General features: G+C 71.8%; 12 protein-coding genes. 7 read left to right on the top strand and 5 right to left on the bottom strand.

From position 1 onward, the window contains the following. Positions 1-106 precede the first annotated feature (106 nt). Positions 107-1,024, bottom strand: coding sequence for a LysR family transcriptional regulator (locus ACSHXN_RS23405; protein ID WP_355140463.1), 918 nt, complete (start codon positions 1,022-1,024; stop codon positions 107-109). A 275-nt stretch (positions 1,025-1,299) separates the two neighbouring features. Next, a complete protein-coding gene (locus ACSHXN_RS23400) occupies positions 1,300-1,671 on the bottom strand; it encodes a hypothetical protein (RefSeq protein ID WP_355140462.1) in 372 nt (123 codons plus the stop codon). Positions 1,672-1,904: 233 nt separating this feature from the next. Here ACSHXN_RS23400 and ACSHXN_RS23395 point away from each other — a divergent pair, with 233 nt between their 5' ends. Further along, the gene (locus tag ACSHXN_RS23395; RefSeq protein WP_355140461.1) at positions 1,905-2,807 is read left to right on the top strand and encodes a slipin family protein; all 903 of its coding nucleotides are present in this window, start codon (positions 1,905-1,907) and stop codon (positions 2,805-2,807) included. Between the two features lie 93 nt (positions 2,808-2,900). On the opposite strand, the gene ACSHXN_RS23390 is transcribed toward ACSHXN_RS23395, so the two are convergent. Continuing rightward, positions 2,901-4,106, bottom strand: coding sequence for an MFS transporter (locus ACSHXN_RS23390; protein WP_355140460.1), 1,206 nt, complete (start codon positions 4,104-4,106; stop codon positions 2,901-2,903). A gap of 78 nt (positions 4,107-4,184) precedes the next feature. On the opposite strand from ACSHXN_RS23390, the gene ACSHXN_RS23385 reads away from it, so the two are divergent. The 3 genes from ACSHXN_RS23385 (at position 4,185) to ACSHXN_RS23375 (ending at position 6,666) form a co-directional block, all read left to right on the top strand. Then, positions 4,185-5,150, top strand: a complete 966-nt coding sequence (locus tag ACSHXN_RS23385) for an ArsR/SmtB family transcription factor (RefSeq protein WP_355140459.1) — start codon at positions 4,185-4,187, stop codon at positions 5,148-5,150. 35 nt (positions 5,151-5,185) lie between these two features. Then, the gene (locus ACSHXN_RS23380; RefSeq protein ID WP_355140458.1) at positions 5,186-5,701 is read left to right on the top strand and encodes a glutathione peroxidase; all 516 of its coding nucleotides are present in this window, start codon (positions 5,186-5,188) and stop codon (positions 5,699-5,701) included. 92 nt (positions 5,702-5,793) lie between these two features. Next, positions 5,794-6,666: a MerR family transcriptional regulator gene (locus ACSHXN_RS23375; RefSeq protein ID WP_403841397.1), complete on the top strand. Its 873-nt coding sequence runs from the start codon at positions 5,794-5,796 to the stop codon at positions 6,664-6,666. Between the two features lie 44 nt (positions 6,667-6,710). Here ACSHXN_RS23375 and ACSHXN_RS23370 read toward each other — a convergent pair whose 3' ends face one another. Together ACSHXN_RS23370 and ACSHXN_RS23365 are read right to left on the bottom strand one after the other, a co-directional pair. Then, the gene (locus ACSHXN_RS23370; protein ID WP_355140456.1) at positions 6,711-8,660 is read right to left on the bottom strand and encodes an MFS transporter; all 1,950 of its coding nucleotides are present in this window, start codon (positions 8,658-8,660) and stop codon (positions 6,711-6,713) included. Positions 8,661-8,912: 252 nt separating this feature from the next. Beyond that, entirely contained in the window at positions 8,913-11,669 is a 2,757-nt protein-coding gene (locus ACSHXN_RS23365) for a serine hydrolase (RefSeq protein WP_438303646.1), read from the bottom strand. Between the two features lie 228 nt (positions 11,670-11,897). On the opposite strand from ACSHXN_RS23365, the gene ACSHXN_RS23360 reads away from it, so the two are divergent. From ACSHXN_RS23360 to ACSHXN_RS23350, 3 genes are all read left to right on the top strand, one after another. Further along, complete coding sequence (locus ACSHXN_RS23360) at positions 11,898-12,638, top strand: GOLPH3/VPS74 family protein (protein ID WP_355140454.1); 741 nt, start codon at positions 11,898-11,900, stop codon at positions 12,636-12,638. A gap of 416 nt (positions 12,639-13,054) precedes the next feature. After that, complete coding sequence (locus ACSHXN_RS23355) at positions 13,055-13,912, top strand: helix-turn-helix domain-containing protein (protein WP_355140453.1); 858 nt, start codon at positions 13,055-13,057, stop codon at positions 13,910-13,912. A gap of 228 nt (positions 13,913-14,140) precedes the next feature. After that, positions 14,141-14,329, top strand: a complete 189-nt coding sequence (locus ACSHXN_RS23350; protein ID WP_355140452.1) for a DUF397 domain-containing protein — start codon at positions 14,141-14,143, stop codon at positions 14,327-14,329. The last annotated feature ends 28 nt before the right edge of the window (positions 14,330-14,357 follow it).

The raw sequence follows: 14,357 nt of genomic DNA, 5'->3' as shown, positions 1-14,357 counted from the left end.
ACCCCATCCCTTCGGCGCCGTCAAACCCACGAGACCCGTGATCGCGACGGCCGCAGCGGACCGGGGCGCGGGGTGCGCCCTCGTGGCCACCGGGGCGCCCGCCGTGTCATGCGGGCCGTCGTGCCGGGGAGGGCACCCGGTCGCAGACCGTCCGGGCTGCCAGGGACGTGAACGCGCGGACCTTCGCGTTCTCGGTGTCCGCGCGCCAGACGAGGGCGCCGTTGGCCCGGGGCAGACCACTGAGCGGGCGGTGTACGACGCCGGGGTGCCGGTATGCGCGGAACAGTCCCTCATGGGTCGTCCACACCGTCTCTCCGGTGGCGACGTGGTGCAGCGCCTCCTGGTAGGTGCTGCCGCCCCTCCCGCGGCGCAGGGGCCTGCCGGTCGGGGTGAACGGCGGGCAGAAGCCGTGCCGCAGGGCCTCCGGCAGTTCGGCGGGGCCGTCGAGCAGGACCCAGCCCGCGAGGTCCTCGATGTCGACGGACTCCCGCTCCCCCAGCGGATGGTCGAGGCCGACGGCCAGCACACGCCCGTGGGACACCAGGACGGGTCCCACCTGGAGGTCCGGCTCGTCCGTCGGAAGCAGGGTCAGCAGCACGTCGACCTCGCCATTGCGCAGCGGTGAGTAGGGGTCACGCCAGGCCACCTCGGTCACCACGACGTCGCAGGCCGGGTGGCGGCGGCCGAAGACGACGACCGTGTCCGTCAGGGGCGGCCCGTTGAGGCAGCCGAGGAAGCCCACCCGCAGGGTGCCGACCATGCCCTGCGCGATGGCACAGGCCTCGTCGTAGCTCCTGCGGAGGTCCGTGTACGCCGCGCCGAGTGTCCGCCGGGTGTGCTCGCCCAGCGGGGTCAGCTCGACCCGGCGGCTGGTGCGGGTGAACAGCGGTGCGCCGATGTGCCGTTCCAGGGACCGGATCAGCTGGCTGACGCGGGACTGGGACAGTCCCATGCGTTCCGCGGTGCGGCCGAAGTGCAGCTCCTGCGCCAGTGCCAGGAAGGTCTCGATCTCCGTCAGATCCACTACCTTGCTCCTCGCATCGATGAGCCCGGCTCATGGATTGTGTACTACTTCGGCCTTGATCGACCAACCCCCCGCTGCGATCGTCTGGTTGCGGCCGGCCGACTCGTCGACATTCGGGGGAGTCGACAAGTCGGTCGGCGGCATGCCGCGCCGTCCCGCCGGAGGCCGAGGCCACCGCGTGGATCGGGGAGAGGTGCCCCCGGGCGATACAGCCGGGGGCATGTGTCCCCGGGCGCCGCCGGGTCGTGGCGGACGGCCGCTCCCGGCTCCTGTCGTCAGCCGGCGCCGCTGCGTTGTGTGCCGACCTCGATCAGCGCTCCCCCGGCGTCACGGGCGACCACGTCGACGGGGCCGCTGCGACGCTCCGCGCGCGGCACCGCGCGGGCAGCCGCGAGGATCTCCTCGTCCACCTTCGCGCCGGACGCCGTCAGGACCTGGACGAGCCGGGTCCGCCACACATCGGGATCCGTCTTGTACGCGTCCAGCACCCGTACCCCGCAGCCGTTTTCATGGCTTCCGCCCAGCCGTCGGCGGACCGCCTCCTTCAGCGCGGTGCAGAGGCCGCAGACCGCTCCATGGCCCCTGTCCGTGAGGCCGGCCGCCGCACCTGTGGCCAACTCGTCGGCCACCGGCTCCACTTCGGTCATGGGGACCCCCTTCGGTACTGCGGGTTGCGCGATGTCATGCCGTCACCCTGCTCGGGGACACCGCGGTGTTGATGAAATTCCGAATGACGCGGGGGCACGGAGGCTCCAGGTGGGTGGCGCGCCGGGCCCCGTTTCTTGACGAACTCGTGACGCTTCGGCCGCATCCGGCCCTCCGGTCCGCGATGTCCACTTGGGTGTCACTCTTCGAAACCCTGTAAGGGAAGTGAAGTGCCATGGAAGGCACCGTCGTGGCGGTCGTCCTGGTGGTCGTGCTGGTTCTGCTCGTGCTGCGCAGCGGAATGCGGGTGGTCAACCAGGTCGAGCGCGGGGTCGTGTTCCGCTGGGGGAAGGCACAGTCGCACCACAGGCAGCCGGGCATCACGTTCCTGATCCCGTTCGCCGACCGGATGCGCAAGGTGAACGTGCAGGTGGTGACCATGCCGGTACCCACTCAGGAGGGCATCACCAAGGACAACGTCTCGGTCAAGGTCGACGCGGTCGTCTACTTCCGGGTGATCGAACCCGTGAAGGCCGCGATCGAGGTCCAGGACTACGTCTTCGCGGTCGGCCAGGTCGCCCAGTCCTCGCTCCGGTCCATCATCGGCAAGAGCGACCTCGACGATCTGCTGTCCGACCGTGAGCGGCTGCACGAAGGCCTCGCTCTGATGATCGACAGCCCGGCCGCCGGGTGGGGCATCCACATCGACCGCGTCGAGATCAAGGACGTCCAGCTGCCCGAGTCCCTGAAGCGCTCCATGTCGCGGCAGGCCGAGGCCGAGCGCGAGCGGCGGGCCCGGGTCATCACCGCCGACGGCGAGTTCCAGGCGGCCCAGCAGCTGGCCAACGCCTCGCGCATCATGTCGGACACTCCGGAGGCCATGCAGCTCCGGCTCCTGCAGACGGTCGTGGAGGTCGCCGCGGAGAAGAACTCGACGCTGGTGATGCCCTTCCCGGTGGAGCTGCTGCGGTACTTCGACCGGGCGGCGCGCGCGTTCGGGTCCGAGGAGGCGCCGGCGCCCCGGGCAGACACCGCCAAGACTCCGCAGGCCCCGCAGGTGCAGCCGCCCGCGGACCCGCGGCTGTCGACCGCGGTCTTCCCGTCGCCCGCGGACGAGGCGCACGGCAACGAGGCGTGACACCACGGACGGCCCGGTCCCGGACCTTCGTGGTCCGGGACCGGAGCCCCTCGCCGGGGAGCGGGAGCGAGCCCGGCATCCCGCAGTGCGGCCTCACTGCCCGCTCTTCGCACCCGCGGCGGCGGGCACGAGAAGGCCGTCGCGCGACTGCCGGCCCCGGGACGAGACCGCCAGCGTCACCAGGACCGACGCCGCCGCCATCACGGTCATCGCGGGTCCCGGCGAACCGAGTTGGGCCACCGCTCCGGCCAGCGCCGCGCTGACGCCCTGCATCGTGAGCATGCCCGCCGAGTGCAGACCGAGGGCGTGCCCGGCGAGCGCGTCCGGCGTCAGCTCCATCAGCCGCTCCTGCTGGACGAGGCTCGCGCCGAAGCCGGCGGAGGCCACCGTCACACAGACCGCCGCGACCGGCAGCGCGGGGTGGAGCACGAACAGCAGGTAGGGCGTCGCCAGAAGCAGCAGCAACGGAACGCCGAGGCGGCGCCGCACGGCGGGCGGCAGGAGACGGCCCATGGTCACGTCCCCCACGAACATCCCGAACGCCGCGCACGCGAACAGCACACCGGCGCGCTCGGGTGCGTAGGCGACGTACAGCGACTCGCAGCCGACGACCAGGCCGTTGGGGATCCACAGCAGCAGATAGATCCTCCGGCGCGGCGGCGACGACCACAGCAGTGCGTTGGTGCGCCAGGTCCGGGCGACCGAGGGACGGCCGGCGGTCCGCGGGACGCGGCGGCTCAGGCCCAGGCGGATTCCCGCGGCCGCCGCCAGGTACAGCGCCGCCGCGGTCAGCAGGGTCGTGCGGGGGGACAGGACGGCCACCAGGACGCCGCCGGTCGCATATCCGGCGATCTGCATGAGCCCGCTCATCATGTTGAAGAGCGAACGGCCCAGCAGATAGCCGTCCTTGGACAGGATCTCGTTCAGCAGCCCCCAGCGGACCCCGCCGCCGAGCGACTGGACCAGGCCGAGAAGCAGGACCAGCGCGAACACCGCGCCGACGGGCAGACCGGGCGCCGCCATCGCCGCCGTACCCACCGCGAACACACACGCGATGCCGGCCAGGGTGGCCCGCGGGGGCAGCCGGTCCGCCGCCGACAGCAGGGTCGTCGCGCCCACGACCTGGGCCAGCTGTGGGCCGAACATGCTCACGGCCGACAGCAGGGGAGAAGCGGTGGCGCGGTACACCAGGGTGCCGAGGGCCAGACCGCCGACGGTCGAGGCGGCCGTCAGAAGTGAGGTGGACAGGAAGAGCGGGGTGAACTCCCGGGCGCGGAAGAGGTCGGAGTAGCTGCGCATGCGCGGAGTCTGGGCAGCGCCCGTGCACGGTCGTTAATGTTTCGCGTACACGCGAAACATCGGGAGGGCACGGGCCCCATGAGCCTCTGGTACCTCAACGCCGACACCCTCGCCGGCAGCCGGTTCGTGGTGTCGCCGCTCGCCGAGACCTTCGCGAGCCTGAAGCTGCTGCACGCAGGCGCGGCCTCCCACCCCGGCGAGAGAGCCTGGCTGGACGCCCATCTGCCCGCCTACCGGCGGCTGCTGGCCGACGACCCCGTCACGGCGCTGCTGGTGCACAGCGGCCTGGGCCGGGAATGGATCGCGGACTTCCTCACCCCCACCCCGAGGCAGCAGGAGAGCTTCGAGGAGGGCGTCGCCCGGGTGCGCGCGGCCTCCCCCGCCGCGGCCCGCGCCCATCTCACCATCTCCCTGCGCGGCCCGCTCCCCGCCCGGCTGGACCGCGACGACCTGCCGGAACGCGCCGCGGAACTCCTGACCCATGTGTGGACGCGGACCGTACGCCCCTACTGGGACCGGCGGCGGCGCATCCTGGAGGCCGACGTGGTCGCCCGCACCGCGCAGTTCGGCCGGGGCGGCTGGGCGGCCGCGGTGGACACCCTGCGGCCCGGACGGACGCGCTGGCTCGGCGGCAACCGGCTCCAGGTCAATCTGCACGAGTACCCGCCGCGCGAGATCTCCGGTGCCGAGCTGCTCTTCGTACCCGTCACCCCGCAGACCGGCTGGGTGTCCTGGGAGGGGACCGACCGCTATGCCGTCGTCTACCCGTGTGCGGGCGTGCTGGCGCAGGGAGCGCGTACGGAGGTGCCGGAGAGCCTCGGCACCCTGCTCGGGCCCGCCAGGGCCGGGGTCCTCGTCCTGCTCGACTCGCCGATGAGCACCAGCCAGCTGGTCGCCGTGACCGGACAGGGGCTCGGCACGGTCGGGCGCCACCTCAAGGTGCTGCTCGACGCACGTCTGGTGGATCGGCGACGGGCCGGCCGGTCGGTGCTCTACTCCCGTACGGCCGCGGGTGAGGTGCTCGTCACAGCACAGCGGGGCTGACGGGCTCGTCACGACGCGGAGTTAGCATCCGCTTCATGACTACAGACAACTTCAGCGGTTCCGGCGGCTCCGTCCTCGACGTGGAGATCGATGCCCTCCAGGGCGGCTCCGCGAACCTCTCCCAGTACGCGGGCAAGGCCGTCCTCGTGGTGAACGTGGCCTCCAAGTGCGGGCTGACCCCGCAGTACGCGGGCCTGGAGCGGCTGCAGGAGCGGTTCGCGCCGATGGGCTTCACCGTGCTCGGGGTGCCGTGCAACCAGTTCCTCGGGCAGGAGCCCGGAAGCGCCGAGGAGATCGCGGAGTTCTGCTCGGCGACGTACGGCGTGACCTTCCCGATGACCGAGAAGGTCGAGGTGAACGGCGACGGGCGGCACGCGCTGTACGAGCGCCTGGTCGGCCACGCGGACGCCGAGGGCCACACCGGCGACATCCGCTGGAACTTCGAGAAGTTCCTGATCGGCAAGGACGGCCGGATCGCGGCCCGCTTCGCGCCGAAGACGGAGCCGGAGTCCGTCGAGGTCGTGGCGGCGGTGGAGAAGGCGATCGTCTGACCGCGTTCCCCGCGCGGTTGACCCTGCCCCAGGGACAGGGTGGAGCGTCCTCGTCACCGGGCGGCAGGCGTCCGGTGACGGAGGATGACAGGGTGAAGGACGAACTGCTCACGATCGGCGCCTTCGCCGCGCGGTCACGGCTGTCGGCGAAGGCGCTGCGGCTCTACGACCGGCTGGGACTGCTGACGCCCACGTACGTCGACGAGGCCAGCGGCTACCGCTACTACCGGGCCGACCAGGTCGAACGCGCCCGGACGGTGGCGCTGCTGCGCCGGCTCGACATGCCCCTCGCGCAGGTCGCCGATGTGGTGGCGGCGCGCGAGTCGGACGGCGGCCGGGCGTCCGAGCTGCTCGCCGGCTACTGGGCCGGTGTCGAGGAGCGGATCGCCGGACAGCGCACCCTCGCCGATTTCCTCCGTGGACGACTGTCGGGGAGGAGCTCCGAGATGTACGGGAAGTTCGTGGTCGAGACGGTGGACGTGCCGGCGCAGGTGGTGATCACCGAGAAGCGGCACACGCTGGCGGACGAGCTGCCGGCCTGGATCGGCGCCTCGTTGGGGCGGCTGGAGGAGGCAGCACGGGCGTGCGGCGGGGTGGCCGGTGCACCGTTCGTCGTCTACCACGCGGAGGTCTCCCAGGAGAGCGACGGACCCGCCGAGGCGTGCGTACCGGTGGCCGACGAGGCGGCGGCCCGTGCGTGGGCGGAGGAGCGGGGCCGGACATGGGAGACCGCGGTGCGGGTCGAGCCCGCCCGGCGGCTCGCAAGCACCCGCATCACCAAGGCGCAGGTCGCGCACCCGCAGATCCTCGCGGCGTTCGAGGCGGTCGAGGCCTGGGTCGCGGAGCAGGGACTGGAGTACGCAGGGCCCTGCCGCGAGGTGTATTTCGCGGACTGGGACGCGGCGGGGCCGCAGGACCCGGTGTGTGACGTCGCGTTCCCGGTCAGGGGCGCCGCCGCGCGGTAGGCCGTCGCGGCGGCACGAGGGCCCGCGGTCGCGACGGACGGCCGCTACCGCAGCTCCTCCGGACACGGGGTGCCCCGCGGCAGCTGGTACGGCGCGGCCAGGCGGTAGACGCCGGAGCCGGGGGCGACGAGTTCCGTCCACTTGTCGCCCGCCGCGTCCTCGGCGGTCTCCATCAGACAGCCGTGGACGTTGTCGTACGTCTTCGGCATGCCCGGAGCCCGGTGCTTGGACTCCTCCGTCTCCTGCGGCGGCTTGACGCTCTTGCCGTCCGCGTCGACCAGGCCCAGCCAGGGCGAGTACGGAATGCGGATGAGCACCCGGCCCGCCGTCTTCACCTCGATCGTCAGCTCACCCTGCTCCGCGCGGTCGACGACCGCCGGCGGGTCCGCCAGCGGAGTGGGGTCGGTCACCGCGAACAGCTGCCAGTTGGCGTCGCCCCAGACCTGTTTCAGATACGGCATGCCCCGCTGGACGAGCTCCCGTTCGCGTTCGCCGCCGTCCCCGTCGGGCTCCCCCTTCGGCAGCACGACGTAGTGCACCGCCCAGCGCTGGAGCCATGCGTGGTAGTTGGCGGAGTTGAGCGTGTCGTCGTAGAAGAGCGGGTTGCGCTCCATGTCGGCCTGCCGGTTCCAGCCGCGCGCCAGGTTCACGTACGGGGCGAGCGCCGACGCCTCGCGGTGCGAGCGCGCGGGGACCACCTCCACCCGGCCCCGCTCGGCGCCCGCCACCTGGAGCTGGTTCACCAGTGGCGCGAGCTCGCGTGCCCAGGACGCCGCCGGGGTCGTGTGGACGATGTCGTCGACCGTCTTGGCCCCGATCCAGACGACGAAGCCGGCGGACGCGATCACGAGGGCGTACCACTTCCGGCTGCGCGGAACGGCGAACGGCAGGGCCGCCACCAGCGCCACACCCGCGAACAGCATCGCCAGCCGGGTGATGTTCGAGCCGATCTGGGAGCTGATCAGCCAGACGAGGAGCACGGACAGCGCGTACACCGCCGCCGTGATCCGAACCGTCCTCCACTCCCTCGGGACCAGGAGGGCGACCAGGACCGCGTACACGAACGGCAGGAGCGCCGAGGCCCACGTCATCGGCTGCGTGCCGGAGAAGGGGAACAGCCAGGCGGAGAGGGCCACCACAACGGTCGGCGCCAGGCCGAGGGCCCATGCCCCCGGGCGGCGTCTCTGCAGGAACAGCGCCACCGCCACCAGACCGACGAACAGGCCCGCCACCGGTGAGGAGGCCGTGGCCAGCGCGGCCAGCGGCGCCGCGCACAGCGCCTTCGCCCAGCGCTTGTGACGCCAGCGGTGCGGCCAGCAGAAGACGCACGCCGTGGCGCCCAGCGCGAACATCGTGCCCAGGCCGAAGGTCACCCGTCCCGAGATGGCGTTGCACAGCAGGGCGAACACCCCGGCCAGGGCCGGGCCCCACGGCTCCCGGACCGCACGGCTGCGGATGAGGATCAGGGTCAGCAGCCCCGCCGAGATCGTCCCCGCGACCATCATCGTCGTCCGCACGCCGAGGACCGACATCAGATACGGCGACACCACGCTGTACGACACCGGGTGCATGCCCCCGTACCAGGCGAGGTTGTACGCCGAGTCGGGGTGGCGGCCCACGAACTCCGCCCAGGCGTCCTGTGCGGCGAGGTCGCCGCCGCTGTTCGCGAACGTGAAGAACCAGGCGAGGTGGAGCACTCCCGCGAGGGCGGTGATCGTGAGGACCGCGTGCCGGCGGGCCAGGTCCGCCGCGCGCGACGACCTCACCCGGGTGAGCAGGGGGCGCAGGCCCGACGCCGACTCGGGGCCCGCGCCCGCGGCTTCGGGCGCCGACTCCGCGGCCGGGGGCCGGGCACCGCCCGGAGGCGGTGGGACGGCCCGGGGCGGCGTCCCGCCGGCGGTGGACGCGCTCAGCGGTATTCGCGGGCTCGCTGACCCACCCGCATGACGACCCGGATCGGCGTCGTCGGCGTGCTTCGGCTCCGCTGTGGCCACCTGAAGGTACTCCCCGTGTCCCGTTTTCCGTTCTCGTCCGCCCCGGTTCCGTTCTCCCCCCGCGTCCGGGCGTCCGCAAGAGTTACGTCACCGTTCCGTCGGGGTTCTCTCCGGTGTCCGTGCCGGGTCAGGTCGTGCGGCTCACGGTCTGCCCCGATCTCGCGACGCTAGCACGCACCCCGCCGAGAGGATCCCGGGTGGGGGCTCCCTCGGCGGGGTGCGCGGCGTCGTTCCGGCGGCCGGTACGGCGGCTCAGCCCATTCGGGTGAACTTCGCGCCGTAGCCCGGTTCCGCGAGGTCCTTCTGCAGGGCGACCGGGATCGTCACCGCGCGGTTGGATCCGTCGCCGACCTTCAGCTCGCCGACGACCGTGCCGGCCTTCGCCTCGTGCGGGACCGGCTTGCCGTTGCCCGCGATGGAGATGCCGGTCTTCAGCCCCGGCCAGCCGATGGCCTTCATGTTCTTCGTGGCGACCACCGGGGTCCGCCCGCCGAGCTGGTCGTCCACATAGCCGACGGCCTCGCCCTTCTTGACCACCGTCGCGGTGGCCAGGCTCTGCTGGACCTTGTCGATCAGCTTCTGGCTGTTGTCGAGCGCCAACTGGAGGCTGTCCCAGACCCGGCCCGTGTGGGCGTCCTGGTTGAGGACGGCTCCGTAGATCGTCTGCGTCTCCCCGTCGACGACCTTGGTCGCCGCCCACACGAGGTTTCCACCGGCCGGGGTCGACGAACCGGTCTTCAGGCCGATCACACCGACCTGCTTCACCAGCAGGTCGTTGTTGTTGTAGATCGGCTGGTCGAGGCCGGGGATGTCCGCCTTGGCCATGCCGACGACGGAGCGGAACACCTCGTTCTGCATGACCGCCCGGGCCAGCTTCAGCTGGTCGACGGCGGTGCTGACGGTCGTCTTCTCCAGGCCGCTCGGGTCGGTGTACGTCGTCTTCGTCATGCCGAGCTTCTCGGCGGCGGCGTTCATCTTCCCGACGAAGGTCTTGTTGTCGGAGTCCCAACGGGCCAGCAGCCGTGCCGCGTTGTTCCCGGAGGGGATCATCAGCATCTGCAGCATCTGCCGCTCGCTGAACTTCTGGCCCTTCTTCATGGCGGCCGTCGACTCGTCCTCGTTCTTCGACTCGTCCTCGGCCTGCTGGTCGGCGGTGATCGTGGGGCCGCCGTCGTTCCCCTTGAGCGGGTGCTCCTGGAGGGTGACGTACGCCGTCATGATCTTCGCGACGCTCGCGATCGGCTTCGGGCTCTGCGTGCCCTCCGTGCCGATCGTGCCGACGCCGTCGACCGCGATCGCCGACTGGCCCTGGCCCGGCCAGGGCAGGTCGAGCGTGCCGCCGCCGAAGGTGTAGGTGTCGTCGGCGGTCAGCGCGAGAGAGGCCGCGGGCAGCGGGCGGACCGCCTGCACGACCGCAAAGATGATCACCAGCAGCACGACGAGCGGCGTCCAGATCTTGATCCGCCGCAGGACCGTGCGCACCGGGGTCTCCGGCGGCGGCGGAGTGTTCGTCAGCTCGGCGAGCAGGTCCAGCGGCGGCTTCGGCGGAAGCGGCTGCTGCGCGGTGCGCTCGGGTCCGACCTGGGGCAGGGCGGTGGTCGCCTCCGCCGGGCTCATGGGGGACGCGACGTCGTCCGGCGACCTGAGCGGGACGAACCTGCTGGTGCGTTCGGCGTCGGACGGCGCCGGGGCCTTGGCGGCAGGCTTGTCCGCGGACCTGCCCGCCGCCCTGCCCGACGGCTTCGCGTCACTCAGCTTGAGCATCGTCGTCGGCTGGTCCACCGCGGGCTTCCCGGCCCCCGCACCACCCGACTCCCCCGCGGACTTCTCCTGCGCACCGGAGGACTCCCCGGACTTCTCGGGCGCCTTGTCCGCGGGCTCGTCCTCGGGCTCCCCCGACGGCCCGTCCGCGGACCTGCCCGCCGCCCTGCCCGACGGCTTCACGTCACCCAGCTTGAGCATCGTCGTCGGCTGGTCCACCGCGGGCTTCCCGGCCCCCGCACCGCCCGACTCCCCCGCGGACTTCTCCTGCGCACCGGAGGACTCCCCGGACTTCTCGGGCGCCTTGTCCGCGGGCTCGTCCTCGGGCTCCCCCGACGGCCCGTCCGCGGACCTGCCCGCGGCCTTGCCCGACGGCTTCACGTCACCCAGCTTGAGCATCGTCGTCGGCTGGTCCACCGCGGGCCGGCGCGTGGTCTTGAAGACGGCGGTGGGCTGGTCCACGGCGTCCTCGTCGGCGTCATCGTCCGGTTCGAAGGCGTCCTCGGTCCCGGCCGGTTCGGAGGCGTCCCCGTCGGCGTCATCGTCGCCCTCGGTCCCGGCCTCGGTCTCGGGGGCTTCCTCGGTCCCGGCGTCGGCCTCGGGCGCCGCGTCAGCCGCGGACGCGTCCTCGCGCTCGTCCTCCGACGCGTCCTCCGGCTCCGCCTCGGCGGCGCCGTCGGCTTCCGGCTTCCCGGGCTCCTCGGGTTCCGCGGGCGTCTCCACGACGTCGGCGGACGGCCCGTCCTTCACCGCCCCGGCCGCCGCCGGCTTCTTCGCGGCCCGCTCCTCCGCATCGCCCGAACGGTCCTCGGACGTCTCCGTCCCGGCTTCGGGACCGGCCTCGTCCGCCGCGTCCCCGGTCCCGGTCCCGTGGTCGTCAGCCGTCCGCACCCAGGAGGCCAGGGAAGCACGCCGCCGCGTGTCGCTCGCCCCGCCGTCCCCACGAAGGACGGTCCCGCGGCCGGAGGAGCCGTTCCCGGCCTCGTCCCCGGAATCGGGGGCCTCCACGTCCTCCTCGGCGGCCGCGGGCGCCGTAGCGGCCTCTTCCAGGGCCGTTCCGGCGGAGCCGCGCAGCCCCCGCGTGGAGAAAACCGCCGTCGCCTGGTCGACCCGCGACGTGTCACCGGACCGCGCGAGCCGGGGGTCGCCTCCGGCCCCCGCCGGCCCCGGAACCGTCGCCCCGCTCCCCGACGTCGGTTCCTGCGACGACTCGTGCTGCTTCGACCTGTCGGGGGACTCGCCCGCCACCGATGCCTCCTCGTTGCGCCACGCACCCACTCGCGCGCCTTGCCGAACCGTGAACCGCCGCCCGAGCACGGCTGTCCGAACCATGTACCAGTGTCCTGTGTGAGGGATTGACCCATGCGCTAGACGAGAACGACATACCTACTGGTTCCACTACATTCCGGTCACGCACCCTCGACAGACCAATGTGAGAGGGGTCACCCTGTCATTCATCCACGCGGGGAGGCATGGATGGGCAGGAGCCGCAGAACAATTCCGGAGGAGCTTCTGCTGCTGGCATTGGACCCGACCACGGGTACCACTGCGCAGCCGCAGTCGCTCGACCTGGGTCTGGCCGGAGCACAGCTAGTGGAGCTGGCGCTGGCCGGACGGATAGCCCCAGACGGGGATCGTATCGCCGTGGTGGCACCACGGCCGACTGGAGATCCAACTCTGGACAGCGCGTTGGAGTTGCTGCGCAGGCGCGGCGCTCCGGTACGGGCCGTCCATTGGATCGGCGGGCCGCGTCTAGGGCTGCGCCAGACCTATCTCTCGCATCTGGAGCGGTGCGGCATGGTCCACGCCGTGCCGGGCCAGATGTGCGGGGTGCTGCCGACGACCCGGTACCAGGCGACGGACACCGCCATCAGCCGGGAGATCAGGTCGCGGCTGGATTCCGCGATCCGCACCGGTGTGCCGCCGGACCCGCGGACCGCGGCGCTCGCCGCACTGGCCCACGCGGTCGGCCTGGGCAAGCACCTGTATCCGGGCAACGAGGGACGCTCGTCCCGCTCCCGGCTGCGGGACCTGATCAGGCACGACCCCATGGGCGGTCTCGTGGCGCACGCCGTGATGGACGTCCAGAACGGCGCGGTCGCACAGCCGCGCCGGAGCCCGGCCCCGGGCGCCGGACCAAGGCCCGCACCGGAACCCGCCCGCGGTGTTCCGATGCAGCCGCGCCACGGTTCCATGGCGCGCGTCGTGGCCCACTGAGCCGCAGTCCCACGGCACGCCGGGACCAGGGCACCACCGACGGCTGTACCGGCGGGACCGGTACAGCCGGCACCGCACGACCCGGCAGGCGCGATCCGTGCCCGAGATCCGGTTCGGGAGCCGCTGGTCCGCGCGGGGCGATGAGACCGTACGTCCGGACGACGACACGGTCCCACCGCCCCGCGCGGCCGCATGCGGGGCGCCGTAGGATTCCGCCGCGCGACGCCCCGCGGGCCGGCACGGGGCGGGCGGCGTCCGGCAACGCCGTCGCCGCGGCATCCGGCCGACGGCCGTCCAAGTGCTGCGCGGGCTCCGCATATCCGCTGTTTCCCAGCGGTAGAAAGCACCTTGGTGGCAATCTGCTCAACGGCAGATACGCAAAGCAGCAGAGGCACGCAGCCGGAGGTGCACGTCCCGTGGCGTCGAATGTCAATCCCACCGTCCGGCGGCGCCGGCTGGGCCAGGAGCTGCGCCGGCTCCGTGAAGTCAAGGGCATGACGGCGGAAGAGGTCGCGGAGCGCCTGCTGGTCTCGCAGTCGAAGATCAGCCGTCTGGAGAACGGCCGCCGCAGCATCAGCCAGCGCGACGTCCGCGACCTGTGCGGGGTCTACGAGGTCGAGGACCAGCGCGTCGTCGAGTCCCTGATGGAGATGGCGCGGGACTCGCGCCAGCAGGGCTGGTGGCACGCCTTCGGGGACATCCCCTACAGCGTCTACATCGGACTCGAGACCGACGCGGAGTCGCTGCGGGTGTACGAACCCCAGATCATCACCGGTCTGCTGCAGACGCGCTCCTACGCCGAGGCGCTGATCCAGGGGGCGTTGCCGGAGACGTCGGCGGCGGACATCGACAAGCGCGTCCAGGTGCGCATGCGCCGCCAGGAACGTATCGCCGCCGAGAACAACCCCCTGCGCCTGTGGGTCGTCCTGGACGAAGCGGCTCTGCGCCGCGTCGTGGGGAACAACCTGGTGATGCGCGAGCAGTTGGAGCACCTCGCGGAGATGTCACAGCTCCCGCACGTCACCGTGCAGGTGCTGCCCTTCGGCGTGGGGGCGCATCCCGGGCTCAACGGCCAGTACGCGATCCTCGAGTTCGCGGACGCGGCCGACTCCAGCGTGGTGTACCTGGAGGGCGTCACCAGCGACCTGTACCTGGAGAAGGCGCACGACGTCCAGAAGTACGCCGTGATGTACGAGCATCTGCGGGCGCAGGCCCTGAACGTCGACCAGTCGCGTCAGTTCATCACGGATACCGCGAAGGAGTACGCACGCTGAGCCCTTGCGCCAAGGAGCGGCGGATCTTACACCAGCGCAACCTTCACGCGTAAGGGTCCACTGGAATATGCCATCCGGTCGAGTGAACGACTCCTCCGAGCAGGGATGTCGACGAGTAGCTTCGATCACGCCATCAGACAAACAAGTTGGCGCGAATCGCATCGCGGGCACCATCCAGGTTCCCGCAAGGCGACGACAGCAACTCAGCAACTCGCTACCGGAGTGAACATGGCAGTACTTCAGGGGGCCACGGCAACGTGGACCAAGTCGTCGTACTCGGCGGGCAACGGCGCGTGCGTCGAGGTCAAGTCGCCCACCGAGGCGGCACTCGCCGTACGCGACTCCAAGGTCCCGGACGGCCCCGTCCTGGCCTTCCCCGCCGACGCCTGGAACGCCTTCGTGGAGGGGATCAAGTAGCAATAAGCAGTACAACTGCACAAAGCTC

This window comes from Streptomyces sp. HUAS TT11 (assembly GCF_051553595.1).
Classification (GTDB): domain Bacteria; phylum Actinomycetota; class Actinomycetes; order Streptomycetales; family Streptomycetaceae; genus Streptomyces.
Note: the sequence above shows the minus strand (reverse complement) of the source record. Positions and strands in the feature narration are given on the sequence as shown.